Below are 26,074 nucleotides of genomic sequence, written 5' to 3' on the forward strand. Positions count from 1 at the left end.
CGCTACGATGAGTGCCAGCGCCGCAGTCCCTTGGGAAGGATTCGCGCATGGCTTCTTCGAAAAGGCAGAAGACCCACGGTGGGGCACACCGGCGAGCCGCGGTTGCGCGGGCTCCGGACACGACGCCTGGCGCGGCGTCGGACCCCACTTCGGTGCTGGAGGATGACGCCTACCACTTCCGCTTCTACCGGGGGCGGCCCCACCTCTTCTTCTATACAGAGTGGTGGTACTTCGCCTTCTCGGACCCCTCGGGCTGGGCCGGCATCAGCGCGCTGGCTGTCTTCAACCCGGAGAACCAGTGGCGCCTGGGGCGCTGCGGCATTACCACGGTCCTCTTCCCGCCCGACGGCGGCGCCCCCGTGACGCAGATGAGCTACCTGGGGGTGGACCAGTTCTCCGCCTCCAACGATCGCGCGAACGTGAACCTGGGGGAGAGCACCCTGCGGGTGGACTCGGACGGAACCTATGTCCTGCGGACGCGGGACTCGCGAGGCCAGCCGCAACTGGACCTGGCATACCGGCCCGCGGAGGCGCCTCGGATGATGGCGGACGAGGTGACGGGCTACGCGCCGTGGGAAACGGCGAGCTGGCTGGTAGCTATGCCAAGCGCCCGGGTGGAGGGCACCGTCAATACGGGGCAGCAGCAACTCCGGCTCGCCGGGGTCGCCGGATACCATGATCATGACTGGGGCTTGTGGGAGGTGACGCGGCGCACGTGGCGCTGGGCCCAGTTCTCCTCGCCCGACCGGCAGCTCACCTGTGTCATCGGCGTGGACGCGGCCTTCTGGTACTCCACTGGCTGGTTCCGGTTCGGAGCGCTCCAATTCCCGCTCCCTGGAGAGTTGCTGCGTTACGAACCGTGCGAGTGGGCCACCTGGAATCGCTTCTGGCGCTACCCGACCCGCGTGCGGGTGACGGCAGCGGACGCCTCGGGCCAATACCAGTTGGAAATGGAGTGGCAGGTCACGGCGACGGCCGCGCTCTGGAAGTCCCCGGTGCCCCTCTTCGAGCAGCGGGCCCGCTTCACGGGAGCGCTCCGCCGCAAGGATCCTGGCGCGCCCGGTGGCTGGCGTGAAGTGACGAGCTTCTGCGAGCTGGGGCTCGCCGAGTACACGGACACCTATCTGTAACCCGCGCTGGACTACTTGCGGGTGAGCCGCTCCACGCCATCCCAGTCGGCGGGCACTCCTTCGTGCAGGAAGCGCCGGCAGCGCTCCGCGAAGAGCGCCGCCGCCACATCCTCGGGGCAGAGCTCCAGGCACTGCTCCAGGAGCGCCAGCGCGCCAGCGAAGTCCCGCGCGACGTAGCGCTCCTGGGCCTGACGGAAGGTGCCCAGGGTGCGCTCCTTGGCGGCACGCGTCCCCGGTGGGTCCGCGTCGAACACCTCGTACAGTGTGACAGGCCGCTGTTTGCCCACCACGCGCACGGGCTCGATGCGCCGGATGGAGTAGCGCGAGGGCTCCTCGAGCCGTTCATACGTGAACTCGGTGATGAGCAGCACCGCGCCGTAGACCTTGGTCAACCCCTCCACGCGGCTGGCCAGATTGACGGCATCTCCGATGACGCCGCACTTGAGGCGGTTGCGGCCGCCAATGGTTCCCAGCATCACCGTGCCGGTGTTGATGCCAATCCCCGTGCGCACCGGTTTCAGCCCTTGCCGCTGGCGCTCCTCGTTGTATCGCTCCAGCGCCCGGTGCATGGCGATGGCCCCCTGGACGGCGCTGTCCGCCGAGCCGTCGAAGAGCGCCATCACCCCGTCCCCGTTGTAGCTGTCGATGAAGCCCCCCGCCTCGATGAGTGGAGGCTCGATGTAGCCGATGTACTGGTTGATGAACGCCAGCGCATCGGATGCGGGCAGGGCCTCCATGAGGGGGGTGAAGCCCCGGATGTCCGAGAAGAAGATGGAGATCTCCTTCTGCACGTAGTCCCCCAGCCTCACGTCGACGATGTTGCGCCGGTTGAGGCTGCGGAGGAACTGGTGTGGCACGAAGCGGCTGTGCGCGGTGGTGAGCTGCACCTGCGCCTCCAGCGAGTGCTCCAGATCCAGGTAGAGCATTGCGTTGCGCAGGGAGACGCCGGCCTGGCTGGCGAGCATCTGCACCGTCTCCAGGCGGTTGGGCGTAAAGGCGCCGGTGGTGAGAGGGTTCTCCAGGTAGATGATGCCCTCCGTTTTCCCCTGGTGGACGATGGGCGCGCACAGCACGGAGCGCGGTCGGGCGGAAGCCACATAGGGATCGCTGGCGAAGCGCACGTCCTGGGTGGCGTCCTTGAGCACCAGCGGCTCACCCGAGTGGAAGCAGTAGTGGATGATCATCGCGGGCAGGGGTTCGGTGCCATCCAGGGGCCGCGGCTGGCGCACGAAGGACTCCTGCCCGCCAAGGGCTGTCTCCGCCGCCAGCATGAGCACGCCCTCGCGCTCCAGGAGCAGGGCTCCCCGCCCGGCCCCCGCGCACTCCAGGATGAGGCGGATCAACTGCTGGACGAGCTCACCCAGGACGAGCTTGCCGGACAGCGCCTGGGTGGCCCGGAGGATCCACTGCAAATCCAGCGCTTCCACCGAGGTGCTGCCGGCGCTGGAGAGGATGTCCGTGTCGACGCCGCGGGCGCCCTTGGTCCCGAGCATGAGCAGGTCCGGGTGACGCTGCTGGAGCAGGGCGCAGCGGGCGGTGGCGCCCCAGCTCTCGTAGAGCCGATGCGCCTGGGTCAGATAGGTGGTCGCCGCCTCCTGCAGCCCGCGCTCGAACAGGTGCTGGGCCAGCAGTTCATGGGCAAGCGCCTCATCCTGGATGCAGCCGCCGGATTGGGCCAGGGCGATGGCCTGGATGTACTCGCGCTCCACCTCTTCAGCGGGACGCTGCCGCAGGCGCCCAAGCTCCGCGTCGAGCAGGTGGAGCTTGTGAGCGTAGTTGGCGGGCGCGTGCCGCGCCCACTTCACGAAGTGCTTGCGGATGAGCTCCACCTTGCGCAAGGCCTGGCGGCGATCCGAAGCGGGCTGCTGGAGTGCGAGCGCCAGCAGGGAGAGCGCCTGGTAGAAGGCATAGAGGGGCTGTACCGACTGGCCCACCATGGCCTCCGCGTACCGCTCGCACGCGGCCATGTGCTCGAGACAGCCCTTGGGATCCCCAGCGAAAAAGCGCCCCATCCCCTGAAAGCCGTAGGCGTAGCAGAGCGCATTGTTGTCACCCGCATGGCGCCAGCGCTTGATGATCTGCTGCTCGTCCATGTCTCCCTCGGGCGGGGCACGGCCTGCCACCGGGAGCTGGAGCGTGTCCAACAGGTGGCGCAGATGGAGCATCACTCCCTGCCCCTTTTCCTGTTTCTGCCGGTAGACGGTGGTGTACGAGCGATCCACGCGTTCACGCAGCAGGTCGAGCGGCTCGCCAGTGACCAATGCGTGGATGGACGCCCAGAAGTGGCAGTAGGAGAAATACTCGAGATCTCCCGTCTCCAATCCCATCTGGGCGGCGTTCAGCAGCTCCGGTACGGTCGGAGCCATGGCCTCCTTCCAGTGACGGATGAAGACGCTGAAGAGCATGACCAGCGTGGCCGTCTGCTCGCGGGCGCGGAAGCGCTCCAGCAGCTCCATGCCCAGCCTGCCGAAGGCATAGCCCCCGTCATAGTCGCCGAGCACCGAGCAGAGGATGAGTCCATAGAGGACGAAGGCGTAGGAGGACAGGCCGGTGTTCCCCCACCGGATGGACAGCTGCACCATGCGGAAGGTGATGAGGGGAAAGAGGTCCGGCAGGGAGAAATAGGCAGCGGAGCCGATCAGCCGGAGGATGCGCATGGCGGCCAGACGATCCTCGTCCTTCATCTCGGGCAGGGCGCGCAGGGACTCGGGGGAGTGGTCTCGCAGCATCCACTTGGTGCGCCCCAGCGCGAGCACTACATCCGCCTTGCTGGGACGGGCCGGGAGGCGCTCACCCAGCATTCGCAGCGCCTTCAGTCCCAGCTCGATGCACCGGCTCCACAGCATTTGACTGCTGCAGCGGTAGAGCTTGAGCTCGAGCACCCGCACCCGCTGGCGATCGCTCCGGGAGCGCTTGAGCAGCAGATCCGCCAGACGCTCCATCTCCTCGTAGCGGCCATCCAGATAGGCCGTCTCGGCGGCCTCCAGGTTCAGGCTGAAGGCGAGCGTGTGATGGGTCTCCCATGCGTCGCCGGGGAGCAAGGCAAGGCCCGTCTCCAGCAGCCGCGCGGCGGGGCCATGGGCGCTGGAGCGCTTCGCCTTGCGGCCCGCGCGCAGGTTCATCTCCGCCAGTTCGTAGCGCTCGGCCTCCGTGGTGATCAGCCCGAGCGCGGCGTTGAGGTGGCTGACGATGTCGAAGAGGTGCTCGTCCTCCTGCGCGCCCGCGCCGCGCAGCAGCAGCCGGCCGATGCGCTGGTGCAGGGCGGGCCGCTCCTCCTCGGGGATGGAGTGGTAGGCGGCCTGCTGCACGCGGTCATGGACGAAGCAATAGCCAATGGCCGGAACATCCGCGGTGCCATCGGCGCGCACGAACTCCGAGTACTTGTAGGCCTCATCCAACGGGAGGACGAGTTCCGCCCGGAGGGGCTCTTCCAGGCTGGCGGCCACCTCGGAGGGGGATTGTTCCGAAGCCAGAGCCAGCGTGCGCAGATCGAACCGGGCGCCAATGCAGGCAGCCAGCTGCAGCACGCGCCGGCTGCCCTCTACCAGCGTGGTCAGTCGCGCCGAGAGCAGCGCCCCGACGTTGTCAGTGATGTCCTCTCCCCGGATGGCCTCCAGATTCCAATCCCAGGCACCCTCGCGCGAGTGGAAGCTCAGCAGGCGCTTGCGGTGCAGCGTGGTGAGGAACTGTCCGATGAAGAATGGATTGCCGCCTGTCTTGGCCAGCACGATTTCCGCCAATGGATGGGCCCGCTCCGGGGACACGTGCAGGGTGTCCGCCACCAGCTCCGCCACATGCTCCAGCGCCAGCGGGCCAAGAGCGATGGAAGACATGGACGCCCCCTGGCGGCGCAGCTCGGAGAGCGTGTCCGTGAAGGGGTGTGCCGCGTCTACCTCATTGTCACGGTAGGCGCAGATGACAAGGAGGTGGGACAGGCTGGGGTCCGTCAGCAGCAGCCGCAGCAGCCTTAGCGAGGCGCTGTCGGCCCAGTGGAGATCATCCAGGAAGAGGGCCAGGGGATGCTCCGCGGTGGCCAGCACCCGGACGAACTGACGGACGACGTGGTTGAAGCGGATCTCCGACTCGTTGGGCCCCAGCTCCACGGCCGGGGGCTGCGGGCCGATCAGCAGCTCCACCTCGGGAACGACCTCGATGACCACCTGTGCATCGGGAGCCAGCGCGTTCAGCAGCCGCTCCTTCCAGGCGGCCACCCGGTCCGGGCTCTCGCTGAGCAGGCGCTGGGTGAGCTCCCGGAAGCATTGGAGGAAGGCGCTGTAGGGGAGATCCCGACGGAACTGATCGAACTTGCCAGAGACGAAGTAGCCCCGCCGGCTGGCAATGGGACGGTTGACCTCGCCGACGAGCACGGATTTGCCGATGCCCGCGTAGCCGGAGATGAGCAGGGCCTCCTTCTCCCCGGCGGCCACGCGCTCGAAGGCCTGCATCAGGGTGGTGACCTGCTCCTGACGCCCGTAGAGCCGCTGCGGGATGCGGAACTGCTGTGACACATCGCTGGCGTCCAGGGAGAAATCGGGCAGCTGCTCGCCGAGCTCGAGCGCGGCGAGGCATCGCTCCAGGTGCGCCTTCACCCCCAATGCTGTCTGGTATCGATGCTCCGCCATCTTCTCCAGCAGCTTCATGACCAGGCGGGAGAGTGCCGGGGGAATGGAGGCCTGGAGTTCGTGCGGCGGCGTGGGCTGCCGGGCGATGTGGCAGTGCACCAGCTCCAGCGGATCCTCGGCCTCGAAAGGGGTTCGCCCGGTAAGCAGTTCGTAGAAGGTGGCGCCCAGGGAGTAGAGATCGCTCCGGTGGTCGATGCTCCGGTTCATGCGGCCCGTCTGCTCGGGCGACATATACGCCAGCGTGCCCTCCAGCCATTCCGGGCCGCGGCTGCTGGTGGACTCGCGGGACAGGCGCGAAGCGATGCCGAAGCCACTGAGGCGCAGGTCCAGCGTGCCGGGCTTGATGAGGATATTGGAGGGCTTGAGATCCTTGTGCACCACGCCAGCCGCATGGACATGGGCCAGGGCCTCGGTGATGCGGATGGCCATCCGGCAGAAGCTCACCAGCTCCAATGTGTGGCGCGAGGAGTGCGCCAGGGACTGGCCCCCGAAGTCCTCCATCACCAGGGCGAGGTTGCCGGCGGACTCCTCGAGCGCGAGCACGCGGATGATGCCGGGCAGGTCCAGCAGGCTGCACATCTCGTACTCGTGCTTGAGACAGGCGATGTCCCGCAGGAGAGGGCGGGTACGGGAGGGCACCTTCAACACCACCGAGCGCTCATCCTCCAGGCGCACGGCACGAAAGGTGGCGAAGCGCTGGCCCAGATGCAGCCGCTCGTTGAGCTGATAGCCCGTCAACAGGTTCATGAGTCCATGCTCCGCCAGGTCGGCAGGGCTTGAGCATGCCTCAGGTGGTCACGTTTGGCTCCTGTGAAAGGACTCACACCGCCCCTGTGAGGCTGCTCACAGGCCAGAAATATTGCAAGGATTACAAGTCTTTCAGTTCCCCTGCACATGAGGACGCACCCGTGTCCTACTCAGAGCTGCTTGCCCGGATTCCCCTCTTCGGCAATCTCCCTCGCGAAGAACTGGAGTTGCTTTCGCCTCTGCTTCGCTCTCGGCGCTACCCCCGTGGAGAGGTCATCTTCCACCAAGGCGACGTGGGGACCGCCCTCTACATCGTCCGCAGGGGCCAGGTCGCCATCCGCCTCAGCTCATCGGATGGGAAGGAAGTCATCCTCGCGCTGCTTGACCGCGGCGACTTCTTCGGAGAGCTGGCGCTGCTGGACGGCTCTCCGCGCTCCACGGACGCGGTTGCTCGGGAGGAGGCTGACGTGCTGTGCCTCCAGCGAGAGGACTTCCAGCGCTTCCTTGCCACGCGTCCCCAGGTCTCCCTGGCTCTGCTCACCACCCTGAGCCGGCTGGTGCGCCGCGTCACCCAGCTCGTTCACGACGCCACCTTCCTCGACGCGCGCACGCGTCTGGTGCGCGTGCTGCTCGACCTGGCGCAGCACCAGGGCCGCCCCGGGAGTGATGGCGTCGTCATTGTCATTGCCCAGAAGCTCACCCAGACGGAGCTGGCCAATCTGTGTGGCCTCACCCGGGAGAGCACCAACAGATGGCTGCGCTTCCTCATGCGCGAGGGGTTGCTGTCATACGAGGGTGGACAGATCACCCTCGTCCGTCCCGAGCAGCTCCGCCGCGAGGTGGCGTGATGCTCTGCGCCCGCGGCCTCGCACGTCTGTCTTCATCCTGTGCGGCCGCGAGCGTGACGAAACCCGGAATGTGAGAGTCATCACGCCTTGGCTGTGCGTGCGCGCACAGCGACGAAGGAGTGCCCGAGGCAATCTTGCTTTCACCAGGCGGCCGAAGGCGGCCCCTGGTCAACGCAGGCACACTCACATCCGAAAGGCAGTCCCATGTTCCAGAACGACCACGTCGCCAAGGCGCAGAACCACTCCTCGCTCACCGTCGGGGCCTCCAGCTCCAAGCCACGCAACGCCTTCCAGCCGGTCACCGCCACCACGTTCAACGTCACCAACAACACCGGTGGGGCGCTCGGCAACCAGTACATCCTGGTCTTCCTCACGCCGCTGATGAACAGCGCCAACTACGTGTACGCCGCCTGGCAGCAGCTCAACCCTGGCGAGGGGGCGACCCAGCCCTTCGTCCTGAACCAGAACATCACCGCCTCGGTGACCAGCCCGAACGGGACCACCTCGGCCCAGGTGAGCATCTCGCCGGGCTACCTCTCCCAGGCCACCAATCCGCGCGGGCTGTCGCCCGTGCTGGGCGCGCCCCAGCAGTCCAGTTCCGTGACGCCGCAGCAGTCTGGCGTGCAGAACTTCACCAACCCGTTCATCCCGCTCACCTCGAACTGGTACGTCAACGGCAACCTCGTCGTCAGCTCGTCCACGCAGCTCACCGGGGGCGCCTTCTCCGCCTTCGAGCTGCAGACGACCCTCTACTGGGCGATTGGCAACACCTCGACGGGTGCCAACTACACGCTCAATCAGATCACCCCGCTGCAGTCCTACTCGCTGCCTGCGGGCACCGCCGCGGTCAACGTCAGCGTGACCTACAACTCGACCACCGGGCTGTACGGCTTCGACTTCGGGGCCCCGTAGGGCCGTCGTCTCTCCAGATCTTCAAACAAGGAACCCAGACATGCACGGCTCTTCTCTTCCTGCACGGTGCTTCGCCGCGACGGTGCCCACCTTCGCCATCCTGGCGGCCCTCACCATGCTCGCTCCCGCGTCTGTGCTCGCGCAGGGGCTGCCCTTCAGTCCCGACTGCCGCACCCACCAGCAGGTTCCGGTCAATCCGCCCAGCGATGCCCTGCTGTTGACCAAGCAGCCCGTGCCGCATCCCAACGGTACGGCGACGGTGCACGACCTGATCAACCTGATCAACTACGTCATTCCGGCCGGCGCCAACTCGTGCGTCGTGGCAGCCCCACCCGCGGATGGGGATTACTGCTTCAGCGCCCGGAATGACAACACCATCCTCAGCGTGGGGATCGCCGCGATCCGCAACCCGGGCGGTCTCACGGCCTGCCAGGTGGCCGCGGACGCGCCACCGAAGCAGAGCCCACCCAGGTCAGGTGTCTCTCCTGTGTCCCCGGCGCCTGGCAGTCCCCCGCCTGCTCCGGAGGGACCGGCGAAAGGCAAGCTCCCCGAGGGGAAGTGAGACAGCAATAGAAAGCGTGGTAGATGCCGACGATGTCGCTGAGTGAAGACCCGAGGCCCTGGAGAGGATCGCGCCGTGGCGGTGCTCCTTCTCCAGGGCCTTCGTGCGGTTCAGCGTGGAGTTTCCGGCATTGCTGCTGGTCCTGCTCGCGTGGGTCGCGGTCGTCCGCGCCAGCTCAGCGCTGAAAGAGGGGGCGGAAGAGCGTGGACTCGCGCAGGGAGGCCGCCAGCGCGGCGATGTCGTCCGACTGACCGTCCACCTCTGCTTCGTCGAAGGTCTCCTTCATGCGGGCCATCACCTCCGCGTGGCCGCGGGAATGGAGCAGCTCACGGAAGACGATGAGGGCGGACTCGTCCAGTGGCACCCCGAGCGAGTCGCGCGTCCGGCCTCCGCCTTCCGCCGGCTGCGTCAGCGCGGTGACCCACTTCATGATCAGGTCCACCGGATCCCGGTCCGGGTATCGCTGACGCACGAGCTGCTGGATGTGCTCGCCACGTTCGACGTTCAAGAGGAGCGCGAGGAAGTAGCGGTGCTCCGGGGCCTTCACCTGTCCTCGCCGGTCGATGAGCAGCGCCTGGCGCATGTACTCCTTGAACACCGGACGGAGCTCCTCCGCCAGCGCGCCATGCGTGCGCACCGCCACGTCCCAGTACGGGTCCAGCGCCTCCAGCTTCTTGTGCAGCTGGAGCAGCCGCTCGAAGACGAGGAAGCACGTCATGAGGTCCGAGCGCTCGATGAGCCCGGAGATGAGCCGCGTGCGCTCTGGTGGGTTCAGCTCCGCCAGCAGTGACAGGGACTGGAGCACCTTGTGGGTGTGCGCGTCCTCGACGCCCGGGTAGTAGGCCAGGTGGGGCTTCTTGTACGAGTACTGGTAGCCCCCTTCCGGCGAGTGCAGCGTGCGCACCACGCACGTCACCGAGGGCCGCTCCAGGTGGAAGAGGGAATGGATGTACCGGTCCCCTCCGAGGATGCGGTGGATGTCGCCCGTGCGCAGCCCCGTCACGGACAAGAGCTCCATGTCACCGAGCGCGAGGCGGCTGTTCACCTTGTGCCGCTCGTGCCAGCGGTAGTGCCCGTGGATGCTGCTGCCCTGGAGCACCTGGAAGGCACCACAGAAGCCGTGCTGGTGGATGTCGGTGGTGCCGTCCACCCAGTAGTACAGGTCGATGAGCAGGCGCGAGTCGGAGAACACCGTCAGCGCGGGCTGTCCGAAGCCCGGCCGCGTGGTGAGCTGCTTCGGAAAGTCGCGCGTCCCGTAGAGCCACTCCAGCGGCTCCAGCGTCTTGAACGCCTGGTGCGGGGCCATCTCCCGCAGCACCTCCGCCGCGATGTCGGGGAAGGCCTCCTCGCTGTGCTGGACCTTCAGCCACCGCTCCTGAAGGAGCCTCCCCATGTCCTGGAAGATGCGCATGCGATTCCCCGCTCACCGGATGGTCCACACCGCATACGGATCGAGGTGGCGATCCTGGCTCGATTTCCTTTCAAAAAAGGTCCCATCGCTTTCGGACGTCCGGAGCGTGTATAGGCTTCCGCCCGCATGACGCTCCTCACGACGAAGCTGTGTGTCATTGGCGGCGGCCCCACCGCGGTGGCCGCGCTCTTCGAGGCCCGGGCGCGTGGCATTCCCGCCCTGGCCCTGGAGGCCGGCGCCACCCCGCTGGCCTCGCTGCATGCCCATATCGAGGGCCTCGTCTACCTGTCGCCCGCCATGCATTGGGAGGTGGGCGGCCTGCCGCTGGACTGCCGCGACGCGCTGGAGTGCGGGCGCGAGGACGTGCTGCATTACTACGCACGCGTCATCCAGATGGGACGCCTGGACATCCGCTGCCGCCACCGCTGCGTGGGCCTGCGCCCCGACGCGGACGGCGTGACGGTGGAGGTGGAGACGCCCGAGGGCCGCATCGAGGTGCGCGCCGAGGAGGTGCTCGTCACCGCCTGGTACGAGCGGCGGCCCCTGCCTCCGGACGCGGTGGAGCCCGGCTCGCGCGTGGAGGTGCGGGAGGGGCTGCGCTCCGCGGCGGAGGTGGCCGGCCGGCGCGTGGCGGTGCTGGGGGGTGGCATCTCCGGCTTCGAGCAGGCCGGGGCGCTGATGATGGCGGGCCAGCCGGTGACGCTGCTGATGCGCGGCGAGTCGCGGGGCCTTCACCGGCTGCCGCACTTCGCACGGCTGGTGGAGGCCACGGGCTCGCGGCTGGTGCCGAACGCCAGCGCGGTGCGCGTGACCCGCGAAGGCGTCACGTACCACCAGGACGGCGAGGCGCGTCACCTGCCATGCGATGTGCTGGTGGCCGCATGCGGCGCGCGCCTGTCACCGCACGTGCTGGCGCTGCTCACACGCGCGGGCGTGCTGACGGAGGACGAGGTGCGTGGGCTGAGGGAGTCCGTCAGCCTGGAGGAGGCGAAGCACGAGCACCCGCATCACTCCCCGGCGGAGCAGGAGCGACTGGCAGTGGAGTCCCGGCCGGACCTGTGGCCGCTCGTCTTCGAGGGCCGCCGACGTGTGCGGCTGGCCGGAGGGCCCCTGCACGTGGGGGCCTCCAACGCGGGCGTGATGGTGTCCATCGCCACCGCCGTGTTCGCGGTGCGCGCGATGGCGGGCGCGCCGGTGCCCTCGGGCATGACGCCGCCGCTGGCGCGGACGCTGCTCAACCTGGAGTCCCTCATCCAGGTGCTGCGCAAGGACGTGCCGCCCGAGCGCGTCGAGTCGCTGCGCCCGCTGGCGGTGGGCTCCTGGAGCCGCGCGTGGGTGCACCCACATCTCCTGGAGAGTCCCACCGCTCGGAGCGTGGAGCGCGCCACGGGGCTGGATCCGACCCGCTTCCTGCTGCCCCCCGGCCTCGGCGCCAGCGACATGGAGCGGGAGCTGCTCGGGCTCGCGGACGGAACCTCCAGCATCGGGGAGATCGCCGACGCCAACGAGATGACGGATCCCGCGGAGCGCGCGAAGCTCGTCGCCACCTTCCGCAAGCTGTGGACGCGCAACGTGCTGACGTGGCTGCCTCCGCTGGACGCGGATCGCTGATAAGTGATTGGAGCAACGACCAGGAATTCGAGGGGGCTTCGTATTTCGTTTCGACCGCGCAATTCCGTGCGGCCTTACATCCAGGAACGAAACCATGAAGAAGACCACCAAGAAGCTGACGCTGTCGAAGGACACCCTGCGCGCGCTGAACGAGACCCAGCTGAAGCAGGTTGCCGGTGGCATCCCCCCCTCCGTCTACGATTGCGAGGGCACGGATCCGACCGAGGCCACCGTTTGCTACACGAACGCGGCCTGCCAGACGCAGGAAGCCTTCGGCTGCTGCTTCTGATGCGGCTCGCGCCGTGTGCTCGGAGGTGAGGTTCGCTTCCGAGGCATGGTGAGAGGCTTTGCCCCGGGCCGGTGTTCGCCGGCCCGGGGCGTTTCCCGCACCTGGTTCCCGGTTCCGAGGTCCGTCGCGATGTCCCAGCCCCGCCGCCGCGCTCCCGAGGGGCAGCGCACGCCTCCCGCCCCGTCCCTGATGGAACCGGCGGACTTCTTCGTCCTGCGCACTCCACTCCTGCCTTTCGACGCAGTGGAGCACTGGAGCTCGCGGCTCACCGCGCCGCACGCCACCGGGGAGCTCGCGAAGGCCCTGGACGCGGATCGCGCGCTGTTGCGCACTCGGCTGCGCGAATACGTGGAGCGGCCGGAGGTGCGCGAGGCCCTCTTCGTCGCGTCGCCCTCGCTGGAGGAGGGGCTGCCGCTCTGGTTCCAGTCGCCGGACAGCGAGTATGGCCTCAAGGTGGAGCGGGCCCTGGTGCGCTACTTCCTGCGCATGGCGGGGCGCTGCACGCCCTTCGGCCTCTTCGCGTCGTGCTCCGTGGGGCATCTGGGAGCGAGCACGCACCTGTCGGTGGCGGACGCGCGCGAGTGCCACCGCGACACGCGTCTGGACATGGACTACCTCACGCGGCTGGTGGGCGCGCTGGTGCGCCATCCCGCCCTGCACGAGGTGCTCCGCTACCGCCCCAATGGCAGCCTGTACCGCGCGGCCGGTCGGCTTCGCTACGTGGAGACCCGGCACACAGGAGCGGTGCGCCGGCACCACCTGTCCTCCGTGCGTCCGGATGCGTACCTGGAGGCGGTGCTGGAGTGCGCGCGCGCAGGCGCCCGGCCAGAGCAGTTGGTTCGGACATTGGTGGCGCTGGACGCGGAGGTGGATGCCCACGAGGCCGCCGAGTATGTGCGCACGCTCGTGGACAACGACCTGTTGGTGCCGGAGCTGGCCGTGCCCGTCACCGGGCCGGAGCCGCTCCCGTACCTGGTGGAGCGGCTGCGCGCGCTGGCGCAAGACGCGGGCACGGGTGAGGCCGCGCGGGTGGCGCAGGACGCGGCCACGTGCCTGGAAGACGTTGGAGGTCTCCTGTCGAGACTGGATGCGGAAGGTCCAGGTCAATCGAAGGAGGCCTACCTCGCCATCGCCACGCGGCTGGAGGCGCTCCCCGTGAAGGTGGAGCTGCCGCGCCTCTTCCAGGTGGACCTCTACCGTCCGGCGCCCGGGGCCACCCTGGGCCCGGAGGTGCTGGCGGAGGTGAATCGCGCGGTGGAGCTCGTCCAGCGCATGGGGCCTCCAATGGGCCGCTCGCCGCTGAGCACGTTCTGCGAGGCCTTCACCCGCCGCTACGAGGGCCGCGAGGTGCCGCTGCTGGAGGCGCTCGACGAGGAGTCCGGCGTGGGCTTCCAGGTGTCCAGCGCGCCCGCCGCGGATGGCGCACCGCTGTTGCGCGGACTGGCCTTCCCCGCGGCGACGGAAGCAGGCGGGACGTTCGGCCCGCGTGAGCTGCACCTGATGCGCCGGCTGACCGCGAGCGCGGGCGCACGCGTGCTGACGATGGGCGAGGAGGACCTGAAGGCGCTGTCCTCGGAGAAGGCCGCGCCGCCGCCGGACGCCCTCTCCGTGGGCTTCAGCGTGCTGGCCGACTCGGACGAGGCCTTCACGCGCGGGGACTTCTCGCTGGTGCTGCGCGGCGCGGGAGGGCCCTCCGGTGCCAACACCCTGGGCCGCTTCTGTCATGGGGATGAGGCGCTGCGCGACGCGGTGGAGCGGCACCTGCGCGCCGAGGAGGCGCTCCGCCCGGATGCCGTCTTCGCGGAGGTGGTGCACCTGCCGGAAGGGCGCATCGGCAACGTGCTGCTGCGGCCTCAACTGCGCGGGCACGAGATTCCCTTCCTGGGGGCCTCCGGCGCGCCCGACGCGCAGCGGATTCCCGTGGAGGACCTGCGGGTGTCGGTGGTGGATGGGCGCGTGGTGCTGCGCTCGAAGCGGCTGGGCCGCGAGGTGCTGCCCCGGCTCACCACCGCGCACAATTTCTCCCGGGGCCTGGGCGTCTACCGCTTCCTGTGCATGCTCCAGCACGAGGGGCGCGCGGTGGGCCTGTCGTGGAGCTGGGGCGCGCTGGAGGGGCTGGACTTCCTTCCGAGGGTGGTGTCCGGCCGGGTGGTGCTGTCCCTCGCGAGGTGGCGGCTGGGACCGGACGTGCTGAAGCCGCTGAGCGCGGCGCGCGGTGAGGAGTGCTTCCGCGCCGTGCAAGCGCTTCGCGAGCGGCTGGGCCTGCCGCGCCACGTGGCGCTGGTGAATGGCGACAACGTGCTGCCGCTGGATCTGGACAACGTCCTGTGCGTGGAGACGTTCGCGTCGCTGGTGAAGGACAGCGCCCGCGCCGTCCTGCGCGAGCAGCTCGTCGGACCGGACGCGCTGTGCGCCCAAGGCCCGGAGGGACGCTTCGTCCATGAGCTGTTCCTCCCCATGGTGCGGCGCCAGGAGCCCACGGCCTCCGTGCCTGTCCCGCGCCGTGGCTCCTCCGCCAGTGCCACACGGCACTTCGCGCCGGGTTCGGAGTGGCTCTACGCGAAGCTGTACGCGGGCACCGCTGGCGCGGATGACGTGCTGTGCGACGCGGTGGCGCCGCTGGTGGAGCGGCTCGTCCGCGAGGGCGCGGTGGACCGCTGGTTCTTCATCCGCTTCGAGGATCCGGACTGGCACGTGCGCCTGCGGCTGCACGGGGATCCGGCCCGCCTGCACCGCGACGCACTGCCCGCGCTGTCCGCCGCGGTGGCGCCGCTGGCTCGGGACGGTGTCGTGTGGAAGGTGCAGCTCGACACGTACGAGCGGGAGCTGGAGCGCTACGGCGGCCCGGAGGGCATGGCCCTGGCCGAGGAGCTGTTCCACGCGGACAGCGACGCGGTGCTGAAGCTGATGGCGCTGCTGGACGGTGACGCGGGCGCCGAGGCCCGGTGGCAGCTCACCCTGCGGGGCATGGACCTGCTGCTGAACGACCTGGGGCTGGACCTCCGCGCGAAGCTGACGGTGGCCGAGCGCTCCCGCGACTACTTCGGGCGGGAGTTCCGCATGGACACGGCCTTCACGCACCAGCTCGGTGCCCGCTACCGCCAGTCCCGCGCCGCACTGGAGGCGGCCTGGACTCCGGACGCGGAAGTAAGCCCGCTGCTCGTCGAGGGGCTCGCCGTGCTGCGCGAGCGCTCGGAGCGGCTTGTCCCCGTGCGGCGTCGCCTGGAGGAGGACTCCCGCGAGGGCCGGCTTGGCGTGGCCCTGTCCGCGCTGGCCGGTACCCACCTGCACATGCACGCCAACCGGATGCTGCGCTCGGCGGCGCGCGCGCAGGAGCTGGTGCTCTACGACTTCCTCGCCCGGACGTATCAGTCCCAGCTCGCGCGTGCCCGCGTGAAGGAGCCTCGCCCATGATGGCCCATTCCATCCGTCCTCCTCAGGAGTCTCCCCGGTGGTGGCCGCTGCTCACCGGCTCGCTGGCGGACCAGGCCGCGGAGACGGTGCGCGCCATCACCACCGAGCTGCACAAGCCCTTCATCCACAAGGGCTCGCGCATCGCGGAGCGTCTGGCGAGCCAGGCGCTGCTGCACGGCTACCTGTCGCGCGTGTGGCCCGGGGGAGATGATCCGGAGCACGCGGCGCGCTTCCTGGACGGGGCCCTGGAGGAGGTGGGCCGCCGGGGGATGCGCCCGGCGCTGCATGGTGGCTTCGTCCAGGTGTCGTGGGTGATGCACCACCTGGGCGCGCACCTTCTGCCGGATCAGTTGGGCTCGGAGGAAGACCCGCTGGAGGACGTGGAGGCGGCGCTGGAGGACCTCCTGGGCGTCGAGCGTTGGGTACAGCATTACGATCTCATCGCCGGGCTGGTGGGGCTGGGCGTCTTCGCGCTGGAGCGGCTGCCGGGGGCCCGGGCGCGCCGCTGTCTGGAGCGCGTCGTCCACCACCTGCTGGCCGTGTCGGAGCTGGGGCCTCAAGGTCGCGCGTGGCGGACCCCTCCGGAGCTCATCCCCACGACGACGCGCAAGAAGCAGCATGACGGCGGCTACAACCTGGGCGTGGCCCACGGCAACCCGGGCGCGGTGGGCCTGCTCGCGGCCGCCTGGGCGCACGGCATCGACCGGGCGCGGGTGGGGCCCGCGCTGGAGGAGGCGGTGCGGTGGTTGCTCGCGCAGCGGCAGCCCGCGAGCTCGCTGTCCGCCTTCGCCTACTACGCGGACAACGAGGTGCGGCGCTCCCAGGTGTCGCGGGGCGCTTGGTGCTACGGGGATCCAGGGGTGGCCGCGACACTGTTGATGGCCGCGCGGGCGGTGGGCAACGCGGAGTGGGAGCGGGTGGCGGTGGAGACGGGGCTGCGCGCGGTGCGCCGGCCCGAGGAAACGCGCGAGGTGATGGACGGCGGGCTGTGCCACGGCGAGGCCGGGCTGGCGCACCTGTTCCACCGCATGTACCGGCTGACAGGAGAGGAGGCCTTCGGCCGCGAGGCGCGTGAGTGCTTCGCGCGGCTCCTGGCGCGGCGCGTGCCCGGCGAGGGCGTCGGTGGCTATGTCGTGTGGTTTCCCCGCGAGACCTACCCGGACCATGTGGAGGACAACGCCAGCTTCCTGACGGGCTCGGTGGGCATCGCGCTCGCGCTGCTGGCGGCCATCAGCGACGAGGAGCCTGCGTGGGATCGGATGCTGCTCGCGTCCTTCCGCCCGCCGCTGGAGCCGGGACATGGCCGCTGAGCAGGAGGACATGCTCTTCCGGCGCGAGGCCCTGGAGCGCCATGCGCGCGGGGCCGCCGCGGCGCCGGTGCGACTGGAGCACCCGGGCTGGGTGCGCTGGCTGCCGCTGCCCTTGGGGATCGCGCTCGCGGGCCTGGGGCTCTTCGCGACGCGCGTGCCGGTGGCCCGTGTCGTGAGCGTCCCCGGTGTGGTGGAGGTGCTGTCCCAGGGCGCTCCAGCCGAGGGCGAAACGCGGACGCGGCTGTTCTTCTCAGTGCCCGACCTGGACCCGGGCGCGGTGCGTCCGGGGCTGCGCGTGCGGGCACGGATGGCACAGGGCCCGCGCGACTACGAGGTGGAGTGGGTGGACACGGGGCCACGAGGTCCGGAGGCGTTCGACGGGGTGCTCGGAAGGCTGGCGCCGGGCGTGCTCGTCCGGGCGCATGAGGTCTCGTCCGCGAGTGGCGACGCGCCGGGCACCCCGGGCACGGTCGAGGTGCAGGTGGGCACGGAGTCATTGGCGGCCGCACTGTGGGCGCAGGCGCGCGGCGGGCGGAGGTGAGCCATGGGGGCGTGGCGTGAGCTGAAGCGGCGGTGGCGCCGGGTGCCGTTCCTCCAGCAGTTCACCGCGGCGGACTGCGGCCCCACGTGCCTGGCCATGGTGCTCGCGTACCATGGCGCACCGGCGCGGCCAGCGGAGGTGCGCGGGACGGTGGGAGCGGGGCGCGGCGGCGCGCACGCGCTGGCGCTGGTGGAGGCGGCGAAGCGCTTCGGCCTGGACGCGCGCGGGGTGAGCCTGGGCATGGACGAGCTGCCCGCGCTGGACCGCGGCTCCATCCTCCACTGGGAGTTCAACCACTACGTCGTCTTCGACGGGCTGTGGCGGGGTGGGGTGGCGGTGGTGGATCCGGCGCTGGGGCGGCGGCGGCTGTCCTGGGACGAGGTCCGCGATGCCTTCACCGGCGTGGCGCTGATCTTCGAACCCACACCCGCGCTTCGGGAAGGCCAGCTGCGGCCGGCCCTGCTGCGCCGCCTGCCAGCGCTGCTGCGCGGGCACGCAGGCCACTGGACGCGCATCTTCGCGGTGTCGCTGGTGCTCCAGATGTTGTCCCTGGTGCTGCCCTTCCTCACGGGCATGGCGGTGGACCGGGTGGTGCCGCGTCAGGACACGAACCTGCTGGCGGCGCTGGGCGTGGGCGTGGGGCTGGTGCTGGTGTGCCACGTCCTGGCCACGTCGCTGCGCTCGGCCCTGCTGGTGCGGCTGCGCATGGCGCTGGATGTGGGCATGGCGGGCCAGCTGGTGCGGCACCTAGTGTCGCTGCCGTATGCCTTCCTCCAGCAGCGCTCGTCGGGCGACCTGATGATGCGCATCAACAGCCTGGCCATCATCCGCGAGGCGCTGGGCGCGGCCACGCTGGCGGTGATGCTGGACGGGCTGCTCATCGTCTCCTCGGTGGGGATGCTGGCGGGCCTGAGCCAGCCGCTGCTCCTGGCGGTAGGGGGCGTGGCGGCGGCGCAGGTGCTGGTGCTGCTGCTGACACGGCGTCAGCGCGAGGAGCTGCTGGCCAACGAGATGCACGCGCAGGCGAAGTCCCAGGACTTCACGGTGGAGATGCTGTCCGGCATGGAGGTGCTGAAGTCCTCGGGCGCGCAGGGACAGGCGGTGGGGCACTGGGAGGAGCTCTACATGCGGCAGCTCAATGCCTCCGCGCGCAAGCGCTATTACCAGGGCGTGGTGGATGCATTGGCGGCGGGGATCCAGGTGGGCGCGCCCTCCGTGTTGCTGGGCACGGGGCTGTGGCAGGTGCTTCGCGGCGAGCTGACGCTGGGGGCGATGCTGACGGCACAGGCACTGGCGCTGGGCGCGCTGGCTCCGCTGGCGTCGCTGGTCGCGGTGGGTGGGCAGTTGCAGCTCGCGGGCAGCTACCTGGAGCGCATCGACGACCTGCTGGAGACGCCCGCGGAGCAGGACGCGCGGACGGTGCGGCCCGCACCGAAGCTGGCGGGTGGCATCACCGTGGAGGGCGTCCGCTTCCGCTACGGCTCGCTGGAGTCACCGTCCCTGCACGACGTGTCGCTGAGGATCGCCCCGGGGCAGTGGGCGGCCATCGTCGGCCCCTCCGGCGGAGGCAAGTCCACGCTGGCGCGCGTGCTCTTGGGGTTGTACCGGCCGGAGTCAGGGCGGGTGCTCTTCGACGGGATGGACCTGACGGAGCTGGAGAGCGACTCGGTGCGCCAGCAGCTGGGCATCGTGGTGCAGGACACGCGGCTGTTCAACGCGTCGGTGCGCAGCAACATCGCCTTCGCGGATCCATCCATCCCGCTGGCGGCCGTGGTGGACGCGGCGACGCGCGCGGGCATCCACGAGGACATCCTCGCGCTGCCGCTGGGTTACGACACGCCGCTGGGGGACCAGGGGGCCAGCCTGTCCGGAGGCCAGCGGCAGCGGCTGGCCCTGGCGCGCGCGCTGGTGCGCCGGCCCTCGGTGCTGCTCCTGGACGAAGCGACGAGCGCGCTGGACGCCGTCACCGAGCGGCGCGTGCAGCAGGCGCTTCAATCCCTCTCATGCACCCGCGTCACCATCGCCCACCGGCTGAGCACCGTGGCCGGCGCGGACATCATCTTCGTCATGGAGAAGGGCCGCATCGTGGAGCAGGGCACGCACGCGGAGTTGCTCGCGCGAGGTGGAGCCTACGCGCGGCTCGTTCAGGCCCAGCTCGAGATGCCCTCACGTCCCAAGGCCCTCGCGAGCTGATAAACATGGCCGGGGAGAACCGATGAAAGGCGATGATGGAATGAAGATGAAGACCTCCTTCCGACGCTACGGAACGCTGTCCTTGCTGGTGGGCGGGTTGCTTCTGACGGCCTGCGAAAAGGACGAGGCGAAGCCCGAGCCCGTTCCGGATGCGGGTTCTGGAGTGCTGAATCCGGGGGACAGCGGGGAAGGGGAGCTGACGGAGGCGGAGCCGCTGAGCCGCCACGAACTGGCCACGCAGGCCGGACACTTCTACCGGCTCTCCTGCCACGCGGACACCCTGCCTGGCTGCGAGGTACGGCGGCTCGATCCGAGCACGCTGGAGCCCCTCCCGCCCGTCACCTACAAGGCCTACGCCGATTCGACCATTACCTGGCGTGCGGCAGTGGATGAGACCGTCGTCGTGGACGTGCGCGCGTCCATCAACTCGTCGGTCAAGTTCGGCCGGTACACCCTCGACTTCACCGAGACCGAGGACACCGAGGGCGACGCGCTGGAGAACGCCGTCTCCAAGGCGGTCCCGTCGGAGTTCAGCGGCGTCCTGAACGCCCCGTTCCCGGATGACGTGGATGTCTTCCGGTTCTCCCTTCCAAAGGGACACATCCTGTCGGTGCGCTGCTACGGGCCGAACTTCGGCCCCCAGTCGGAGATGGTGAGGGCGGATGGCACCGTGCTCAATACGTACTCCTATGCGGGCCCCAGGGACGGGGAGTCCGCGCTGTCCGGTGAGAACGACACCGGAGAGGATCTCTACGTGCGTGTCTTCTCCAGGGCAGGGCAGGGAGGAGGGGCGGTGGAGGGCTATCAGTGCACGGCGGCGGACAGCGGGGTGGACGATCATCCGGATGCGCCGCCAGAGGCCACGGTCGTGACGGTGCCCTCAACGACCGAGGTGGTCTTCTGGCCCGTGGGCGACGTGGACGTGCTCGCGGTGGACCTCGTGGAAGGTCACAAGTACCGGCTGTCATCGCTGGGGATCGCCCCCTTCTATGCCGCCACGACGGTGCTCGATGCCCAGGGTGCCATCGTCGCGAAGGACCTCGAGAGTGACTACCTGCCGGGCACGGAGTTCACGGCGCCTGCCACCGCGCGATATTTCCTCTCGCTTCGGCGCGTCAGGGGGGCCGGCGTCTATAAGTTCCTCTTCCCCACGTCCTTCACGTACAGCATCGCCGAGATCGCGCCGTAGCCGTTGAGCGGATGCAACACCGGCGAAGGGTCGCTTGACAGCATCACGACACGCGGGAAGGGTGAGCGCCCCCGGCGCTCCCTCCCGTCCCTGGCGCCCCTCGACTGAAAGGTCCCGCGTGTCCGCCTTCTCCGCCGCCCACCTCGCCACCCTGGGGTTGCTGTTGTTCTCCGCGCCCCCAGCCCGCGCCCAGGCGACCGAGCCCGAAAAGTCCCCGGAGCCCCCCAGCGTCCAGCTCTCCGAGGAAGGCTACGTCTTCTCCACCGCCGACAAGGCCTTCGTGCTGAAGGTCCGCGGACAGCTCCAGGGGGACGGCCGCTTCTACGTGGCGGACTCGGACCGGAGCGGCACCAACACGTTCCTCATCCGGCGCCTGCGCCCCTTCCTGGACGGGACGCTGTTCGGCTTCGTGGACTTCCGGCTGATGCCGGACTTCGGCGTCAATCAGCCGCTCATCCAGGACGCGTACATCGACCTGCGCCCCGTCGAGTGGCTCCGCCTGCGCGCGGGCCGCTTCAAGACGCCCTTCGGGCTGGAGCTGCTCCAGGCCAACACGGACGTCCCCTTTATCGAGCGCTCGCTCACCTTCGGCCTGGTCCCCATCCGTGACGCGGGCCTGCAACTGCACGGAGACATCGCCGGGGGGCGCCTCAGCTATGCGTTCGCGGTGGTGAACGGCGATCCCGACGGCGCCAGCATCGACGTCAACACGGACGACAGCTTCGACCTGGTGGCCCGCGTCTTCGCCCAGCCCTTCAAGGGCGACACGGGCTCCGCGCTCCAGGGCCTGGGTCTGGGCGTCGCCGTCACCCGGGGCCTCCAGTTCGGCACGCCCTCCGCCAACACCGCCAGCACCGGACTGGGGCCGCAGCGCAGCACCGGCCAGGAGATCATCTTCAGCTTCCTGAACAACGGGACCACCGGGCCGACCGTCATCGCGGACGGAGAGCACGTGCGTCTGTCGCCCCAGGGCCACTTCTACTGGGGCCCGGTGGGGCTCCTGGCGGAGTACGTCCTGTCGTCCCAGGAGGTGAGCGTGGGTGACCAGCGCGCGCGCCTGCGCCACCACGCGTGGCAGGCGTATGCGTCCTATGTGCTGGGCGGGGACGCGTCCTTCACGGGCCCCAAGCCGCACCGCCCCTTCGACCCCAAGACGGGCAAGGGCGGCGCGCTGGAGATCTCCGTGCGCTACCAGGGCCTGGACATGGACGACGACGCGTTCCCCGTGTTCGCGGACCCGACCCGCTCCGTGAGCCAGGCCCGGGGCTTCGGCGTCGCCACCCTCTTCGCCTTCAACCGGCGCGTGCGCGTCGCATTGAACTTCCACCACACGGACTACGTGGGCGGAGCCCTGGACGGCGACCGGGAAGCCGAGAACGTCGTGCTGTCCCGGTTCCAGGTCGCGTTCTGACAGCGGTTCACCGCGCCGCGTGCAGGTTTCGCTCCGCGGTGCGAACGAGCTGGGTGACGCGCTTGTGGAGCCACAGGCCAAAGGGCTGCACGCGCTCGCGCTTCATGGGCCTGGGGAGCTTCTCCATGCCCTCGTCGAACGGGATGATGGCCAGCTCTCCCGTGGCGGAGCCCACGCGGGGATCGAACGCGAAGGACCTGGAGGTGTGCCACCCTCCGTGGAACACCATCAGGTCCTCCAGGTCCGTGTTGCCGGTGGCTTCGACGAGGTCATCCATCGCGTAGAGGTCCTCCGCCACCTCCAGGCAGCTCCAGCCACCGCCGGTGACGTTGCCGCACAGGAACATGGGCAGCCCCTGGTCGGCACCGCTGCCGACAATCCAGGTGATGGAGCCATACACGCGCAGGAAGTAGTCCCAACTGGACTCACGCTTCTTCGGCCTGCCTGGCTTCGCCGTCCTCCAACGACCGATGCGCGCCTTGTGCATCCGCTTGAAGAAGGACACATCCTCCTCGGCCGTGGCGATGCGCTTCTTCTCTTTCGCGGCGTCGAGCTGCTCCGCGACGAAGTGTCCCGTGAGAAAGCGCGCGTGCAGGTCCTTCAGCATCGCGATGGCCACGTCGACGGCCTCGAAGGCGTCCTGGGGCTTCGGGAAGGAGGGCCCCTTGGGCAGGGGCGCACGCCTGGGCGCGCTGGGCGCTGGCTTGGGCTCCGGATTGGAGAACCTGGCATCGGTGAGCTCGATGTTTTGGAGCACGAAGCCCGCCTTCTCCTTGGCGCGAACGCGCTGCTCGGCCCGGGCAAGGGCGGCTTCACGGCTCGCGAGGGTCGTCTGCCCTGAGTAGTCCTCGAAGACATGCTCGCCGTCCACGAGGACCTCCCAGTACTTGTCCGGAGCCCGGTGGTACTGGCGGCGCGTCACGAGTTTCTTCGTCGCGTTCCACGGCGCGCCGTCCTTGAAGCCCAGCTTGCGGTAGCGCGCCAGCAGGGCTTCGACGCGGGAGGTCTCGATGCGGGAGACGAGGTGCGCGCCGTTCAGCGTCCCGCGGCGGACGAGCGACTGCGCGCCACGCACCTCGACATCGACGTGGAGCAGGGTGCTGAGCCGGTACAGGGTGTGCCGCCGCTCGACGGGCCCAAGCCCCTTGAAGACGTTCGGGTCCTCCTTGTCGAGCGTGCCCTCGCTCCAGACACGCAGGGCACCTCCCTTGTTGTAGAGCCAGACCTCGTCCTTCGTATCGAGCTGGGGATCCGAGTACCAGATGGGCTCCCCATCGTTGAGCTTCTGCAACCGCTTCCAGTCGGGCATGGAGCCTTGTCTCACGCCCGCTCGGAACGCGTAAACCCGAAGGACACCCGCCTCAGGAAGAGGATGTTCCCGGGGGCATCCTTCTCCGGACCCCGGCAGTTCGCGTTGCTGGTGATGATGATCAGGTCCTGTGCCCGCTGCGACTTCAGGTCACGGCAGAGACCCACGTACTCGTAATTGCTCCAGTCCTCCTCGTGCCACGTCCCGCTCGCGTCGTTCCAGAGCGCGAGCACCTTCACCGGCTCCTTGGACTCGGTGATGTTCTTGAACCACCCGTTGTGGAAGAGCAGGGAGCGCGTGTTCGGGTCGCTGAACGTGAAGTGCTCGTAGTGGTTGGACAGGTTCTTCAGCTCGTCGTGGAGCTCTTCCTTGTGCTCGGGCGCGCCGGCCAGGTCTCCGTTGAGCGCGTGGGGTTTCACCTTCTCCTTGAGCTGGTCCCACTTCGCGAAGGACTCCGCCTTGGTGTCGATGGGCGCCTGGTTCCAGAGCACCTTCGCGAACTCCGGCCACGTCTTCTCCAGCGCCGCCACCACGACGTTCGGGCCGTGCTTCTTGGCCAGGTATTGGAAGAACAGGTAGGCGCCGTAGTCACATCTCATTCTGGATGGCCCTGTCGATGAGGATGGCCTGATCGCGTTGGGTCGCGACGGCGTACTCGAACCAGACCTTCACCTTCGCGTAGGACGGCGAAACAGAGTGCCACTTCTCGGAGGCGGGCTTGCAGGCGGGCCGCTTCATGCTGCTCAGCCTGGCGTCGGGCAGGGGCGTGTTGAGCCAGCTGCCCGGGTCATCCGGACGCAGCATGTACATCCCGAGCGCCTCCTGCATCGGCGCGAGAGGTCGTCGAAGCGCGCGTGAAGGTCGTCGAGCGGGGTGACGTCGAAGCCCGCTTCGACCCGGGCCTTGTACTGGAGGGGCAGCCGGGGATCGCTGAACTCGGCGTACACCCGTTAGGCCAGCAGCTCTTCGTCGTTGATGAGGCCCGCCTCATGCGCGGACGCCAGGACCTCGTCGCTCGACGGGCGGGACGCGTCGTCCGGCATCACGACCACCGTCAGGGTCGTGCTCACCGACCCCACCTTGGCCGTGATGACCGAGCCACCGGGGGCCACACCCGTCACCCGGCCATCGTTCACCGTCGCGTACGAGGGCAACTGGGAGGACCAGGTCACCTGGACGTTCCTGAGAACATGGCCGCTGTCATCAACGGCCTGGGCGGCCAGGGTCAGCGATTCACCCACCAGGAGCGTCGCCCCGTTCGGTGAGAGGGTGAGCGCGGCGACCTCGTCGCTGTCGTCATCCTCTCCAGGCGTCGGGTCGGGTTCGGTGGAACCGCAGGCGAGAACGAACGTGAGCAGGCACAACGCGAGCCGGCGGGCTCCATGAAACACAGGTATTGCAAAGCCTCGAAGTGTCGGGCCGCGGGGTGCAGGCTGCGACAAACATTTATCGCCATGACTCCAGGTGGAGTTTTTCCAAAGCCAATGAATGCCTGTCGTTGGATGGGAAGCCACGGTTGCCTGACAGGCAACAACGGGCTGAGCCGCGATTGCCAGTATTCCAAGCTTGACGGGAGATGCGGTGGTCCGCTACGGAGGCGCGCTCCTTACTCCAAGGGAAAACATCATGAAGAAGCAGACACTCATCGCGGGGTTGGCGGTCGCGGCGCTGGGGCTCGGGACCACGGCCTGGGCCGGCTTCAAGTTCACTTCGACCGTGAACGTCCTCCCCACGGCCCAGATGGCGTTTGGCTCGCTCGGCAGTGCCCGCAACTCGGGCGACACCCGGCAGCTCATCGGTGTCTCGACGATGACCACGCTGGGCGGCGAGACCATGACCGCCTTCGCGGAGGACGCCTCCGGCAACTACGTCGCCTGCAACTCCAGCCGGGCCAGCTTCATCGCGGCGGCGCGCGCGGTGAAGAGTGACTCGTACGTCTACTTCATGTGGGATGCGTCCGGCGAGTGCACGCAGCTCATGGTCGACACCGCCTCGTACTTCGATCCGAAGGCGCCGTAAGGCCTTCGCGCCCATGAGGACCTCCCGCCTGTGGCCCTTCGTGGGCATCGCCATCCTCTCTGGAGGCGCCGGCTTCGGCGCCGCTGCCTGGCTGAGGCCCTCGGAGGGACACGCCGTGCGGTCCGACGCGCTGACGCGCCAGGAAGCCCGGCTGGAGGAGGCCCTGCGGAAGCTCGAGGCATGTCAGCCCGCCGCGGAGCCGCCGCACCTGCGCGCGGCGGTTTCCGTGGACACCGCCGGGTTGCGCGAGGACATCCGTCAGATCCTCAAGGAGGAGCTGCGCGCCGCCACCTCCGCGCCAACGCCCGCCACGCCAGAACCCCGGCCCCCTGAACCGACCCCGCGGAGCGTGGCTGCCTTCAGTCAGGGGCGGGAGCTGGTGGAGAACGCGGTGGCCGCCGGGCGGTGGAGCGACTCGCAGCGCCAGCAGTTGCGCGCGCTGCTGTCCCAGCTCACCCTCGAACAGCACCAGGAACTCACTCGCACGCTCATCGTCAACATCAACAGCGGCAAGGTGAAGGTCGACCTCGTCGGCGCGCCGTTCTGAGCCGACGCG

General features: G+C 69.0%; 20 protein-coding genes. 14 read left to right on the top strand and 6 right to left on the bottom strand.

Annotation, left to right across the window (positions count from 1 at the left end; genetic code table 11):
• The first annotated feature begins 47 nt into the window (after positions 1 to 47).
• Complete coding sequence (locus ACX114_RS18545) at positions 48 to 1,130, top strand: hypothetical protein (protein ID WP_459299551.1); 1,083 nt, start codon at positions 48 to 50, stop codon at positions 1,128 to 1,130.
• A gap of 11 nt (positions 1,131 to 1,141) precedes the next feature.
• Here the strand turns inward: ACX114_RS18545 and ACX114_RS18550 are convergent, their stop codons facing one another.
• A complete protein-coding gene (locus ACX114_RS18550) occupies positions 1,142 to 6,499 on the bottom strand; it encodes an AAA family ATPase (protein ID WP_459299553.1) in 5,358 nt (1,785 codons plus the stop codon).
• Between the two features lie 161 nt (positions 6,500 to 6,660).
• On the opposite strand from ACX114_RS18550, the gene ACX114_RS18555 reads away from it, so the two are divergent.
• The 3 genes from ACX114_RS18555 to ACX114_RS18565 all read left to right on the top strand — a co-directional run bounded on the left by ACX114_RS18555 (position 6,661) and on the right by ACX114_RS18565 (position 8,821).
• Positions 6,661 to 7,347, top strand: coding sequence for a Crp/Fnr family transcriptional regulator (locus ACX114_RS18555; RefSeq protein WP_459299555.1), 687 nt, complete (start codon positions 6,661 to 6,663; stop codon positions 7,345 to 7,347).
• A gap of 204 nt (positions 7,348 to 7,551) precedes the next feature.
• Positions 7,552 to 8,259 carry a hypothetical protein gene (locus ACX114_RS18560; protein WP_459299557.1) on the top strand — a complete coding sequence of 236 codons (708 nt, stop codon included), beginning with the start codon at positions 7,552 to 7,554 and terminating at the stop codon, positions 8,257 to 8,259.
• 40 nt (positions 8,260 to 8,299) lie between these two features.
• A complete protein-coding gene (locus tag ACX114_RS18565) occupies positions 8,300 to 8,821 on the top strand; it encodes a hypothetical protein (RefSeq protein WP_459299559.1) in 522 nt (173 codons plus the stop codon).
• Positions 8,822 to 8,996: 175 nt separating this feature from the next.
• Here the strand turns inward: ACX114_RS18565 and ACX114_RS18570 are convergent, their stop codons facing one another.
• On the bottom strand, positions 8,997 to 10,232 hold the full coding sequence (locus tag ACX114_RS18570; RefSeq protein WP_459299561.1) for a hypothetical protein: 1,236 nt from the start codon (positions 10,230 to 10,232) through the stop codon (positions 8,997 to 8,999).
• 126 nt (positions 10,233 to 10,358) lie between these two features.
• Here ACX114_RS18570 and ACX114_RS18575 point away from each other — a divergent pair, with 126 nt between their 5' ends.
• The 8 genes from ACX114_RS18575 (at position 10,359) to ACX114_RS18610 (ending at position 22,190) form a co-directional block, all read left to right on the top strand.
• Complete coding sequence (locus ACX114_RS18575) at positions 10,359 to 11,843, top strand: NAD(P)-binding domain-containing protein (protein WP_459299563.1); 1,485 nt, start codon at positions 10,359 to 10,361, stop codon at positions 11,841 to 11,843.
• A 94-nt stretch (positions 11,844 to 11,937) separates the two neighbouring features.
• Complete coding sequence (locus ACX114_RS18580; RefSeq protein ID WP_459299565.1) at positions 11,938 to 12,132, top strand: class I lanthipeptide; 195 nt, start codon at positions 11,938 to 11,940, stop codon at positions 12,130 to 12,132.
• 129 nt (positions 12,133 to 12,261) lie between these two features.
• Positions 12,262 to 15,546, top strand: coding sequence for a lantibiotic dehydratase (locus tag ACX114_RS18585; protein WP_459299567.1), 3,285 nt, complete (start codon positions 12,262 to 12,264; stop codon positions 15,544 to 15,546).
• The gene (locus tag ACX114_RS18590; protein ID WP_459299569.1) at positions 15,543 to 16,856 is read left to right on the top strand and encodes a lanthionine synthetase C family protein; all 1,314 of its coding nucleotides are present in this window, start codon (positions 15,543 to 15,545) and stop codon (positions 16,854 to 16,856) included. The genes ACX114_RS18585 and ACX114_RS18590 overlap by 4 nt, the downstream gene beginning before the upstream one ends.
• Positions 16,846 to 17,397 (top strand): hypothetical protein, encoded by a 552-nt coding sequence (locus ACX114_RS18595; protein WP_459299571.1) that lies wholly within the window; start codon positions 16,846 to 16,848, stop codon positions 17,395 to 17,397. Before ACX114_RS18590 ends, ACX114_RS18595 begins: the two co-directional genes overlap by 11 nt.
• Before the next feature lie 3 nt (positions 17,398 to 17,400).
• Positions 17,401 to 19,590, top strand: a complete 2,190-nt coding sequence (locus ACX114_RS18600; RefSeq protein ID WP_459299573.1) for a peptidase domain-containing ABC transporter — start codon at positions 17,401 to 17,403, stop codon at positions 19,588 to 19,590.
• A gap of 46 nt (positions 19,591 to 19,636) precedes the next feature.
• The gene (locus ACX114_RS18605) at positions 19,637 to 20,779 is read left to right on the top strand and encodes a hypothetical protein (protein ID WP_459299575.1); all 1,143 of its coding nucleotides are present in this window, start codon (positions 19,637 to 19,639) and stop codon (positions 20,777 to 20,779) included.
• A 118-nt stretch (positions 20,780 to 20,897) separates the two neighbouring features.
• Positions 20,898 to 22,190 (top strand): OprO/OprP family phosphate-selective porin, encoded by a 1,293-nt coding sequence (locus tag ACX114_RS18610; RefSeq protein WP_459299577.1) that lies wholly within the window; start codon positions 20,898 to 20,900, stop codon positions 22,188 to 22,190.
• A gap of 7 nt (positions 22,191 to 22,197) precedes the next feature.
• On the opposite strand, the gene ACX114_RS18615 is transcribed toward ACX114_RS18610, so the two are convergent.
• The 4 genes from ACX114_RS18615 to ACX114_RS18630 form a co-directional block, all read right to left on the bottom strand.
• Positions 22,198 to 23,499 (bottom strand): hypothetical protein, encoded by a 1,302-nt coding sequence (locus ACX114_RS18615; protein ID WP_459299579.1) that lies wholly within the window; start codon positions 23,497 to 23,499, stop codon positions 22,198 to 22,200.
• 11 nt (positions 23,500 to 23,510) lie between these two features.
• Positions 23,511 to 24,098, bottom strand: coding sequence for a hypothetical protein (locus ACX114_RS18620; protein WP_459299581.1), 588 nt, complete (start codon positions 24,096 to 24,098; stop codon positions 23,511 to 23,513).
• Entirely contained in the window at positions 24,088 to 24,309 is a 222-nt protein-coding gene (locus ACX114_RS18625) for a hypothetical protein (RefSeq protein ID WP_459299583.1), read from the bottom strand. The genes ACX114_RS18620 and ACX114_RS18625 overlap by 11 nt, the downstream gene beginning before the upstream one ends.
• 140 nt (positions 24,310 to 24,449) lie before the next feature.
• Positions 24,450 to 24,890 carry an Ig-like domain-containing protein gene (locus tag ACX114_RS18630; protein WP_459299585.1) on the bottom strand — a complete coding sequence of 147 codons (441 nt, stop codon included), beginning with the start codon at positions 24,888 to 24,890 and terminating at the stop codon, positions 24,450 to 24,452.
• 235 nt (positions 24,891 to 25,125) lie between these two features.
• Here ACX114_RS18630 and ACX114_RS18635 point away from each other — a divergent pair, with 235 nt between their 5' ends.
• Positions 25,126 to 25,518 carry a hypothetical protein gene (locus ACX114_RS18635; RefSeq protein WP_459299587.1) on the top strand — a complete coding sequence of 131 codons (393 nt, stop codon included), beginning with the start codon at positions 25,126 to 25,128 and terminating at the stop codon, positions 25,516 to 25,518.
• Positions 25,519 to 25,531: 13 nt separating this feature from the next.
• The gene (locus ACX114_RS18640) at positions 25,532 to 26,065 is read left to right on the top strand and encodes a hypothetical protein (protein WP_459299589.1); all 534 of its coding nucleotides are present in this window, start codon (positions 25,532 to 25,534) and stop codon (positions 26,063 to 26,065) included.
• Positions 26,066 to 26,074 lie beyond the last annotated feature (9 nt).

This window comes from Corallococcus sp. M7, from assembly GCF_054512695.1.